This window comes from Marilutibacter maris (assembly GCF_006546735.2).
Taxonomy (GTDB): Bacteria; Pseudomonadota; Gammaproteobacteria; order Xanthomonadales; family Xanthomonadaceae; genus Marilutibacter; species Marilutibacter maris.
Genome location: NZ_VICD02000114.1, coordinates 1 through 1,040, shown reverse-complemented (window position 1 = coordinate 1,040; position 1,040 = coordinate 1). Strand labels below are relative to the sequence as shown.

At 74.0% G+C, this 1,040-nt stretch carries 1 protein-coding gene; it reads right to left on the bottom strand.

Annotated features, from left to right (window positions below; genetic code table 11):
• Window positions 1–58: 58 nt before the first annotated feature.
• Complete coding sequence (locus tag FKV24_RS07530; RefSeq protein WP_111265179.1) at window positions 59–760, bottom strand: alpha/beta hydrolase; 702 nt, start codon at window positions 758–760, stop codon at window positions 59–61.
• Window positions 761–1,040: the final 280 nt, after the last annotated feature.

Genomic DNA, 1,040 nt, shown 5'->3' with positions numbered 1-1,040 from the left:
GACACCGTCGGCGTAGCGCCGCGACGGCGACGCCGCGCGCGGGTCCTGCGGGGCCGGCTCAGCCATTGGGCGGTGCGAGCTCCGCGGGCAGGTAGGAACGGATGCCGTTCTTGATCGCGCCGCGCAGGTCCATCAGCCGGCGGTGGAAGAAATGCCCGGTCTCGGGCATGCGCACGACCTCGGGCGGGGCGCGGCGCCCGTCGAGGCCGTCGATCCAGGCGTAGACCGCCTCCGGATCGACCACCTCGTCGGCATCGCCCTGGATCACCAGCCACGGGCAGTCCGGCGGCTGGATCGCGTCGAAATCCCAGCCGCGACCGGCCGGCGGCGCGATCGAGATCAGCATCCCGGGCTGCAGTTCGGCCGCCAGCGCCAGCGACACGTAGGCGCCGAAGCTGAAGCCGGCCAGCCACAGCGCGTGCCCCGGGCGCTGCTGGCGGACCCAGGCGGCGACCGCGCGCAGGTCGTCGCGCTCGCCGCGGCCGTCGTCGAACTCGCCCTCGGAGGCGCCGGTGCCGCGGAAGTTGAAGCGGACGGTGGCGATGCCCGACTCGCGCAGCGCGCGCGCGGTCATCGTCACCACCTTGTTGTGCAGGGTGCCGCCCTCGGTCGGCAGCGGATGGCAGACGATCGCGACCGCGCGACGCGAGCCGCCCTCGCCCGGCTCGGCGATCGCCTCCAGCGCGCCGGCGGGCCCGGGCAGGACCAGGGTGGCGGCTTCGGCCGTCGGGAACGCCGGGGACTCAGGGCTCGTGTTCATGCGCCCATGATACGGCCCGGCATCGGCGGCCGTCGAAACCGGCGGCGCAAACGGACCGTTGCCGCATGCCCATCCGACAGGCCCGACACGGGCCGCCGCGCGCCCCGCCCCGGCCCCTGAATATCGCCAATTTCATCAATAAAATCAACTATTTGCCATTCCATCACCGGTGCGCCGGCCGAGCCGGCGATCGAGCAGCCAGGCCATCGCAAGGCCGCCGCCGGCCGCCGCCAGCATCGGCCAGGGGGCGCCGCGCCACGGCGCCAGTCCCGCCTGCAGG

What these genes read in the sequence shown, in the direction of transcription:
- FKV24_RS07530 (WP_111265179.1), bottom strand. Translation starts at nt 760, where the DNA reads ATGAACACGAGCCCTGAGTCCCCGGCGTTCCCGACGGCCGAAGCCGCC.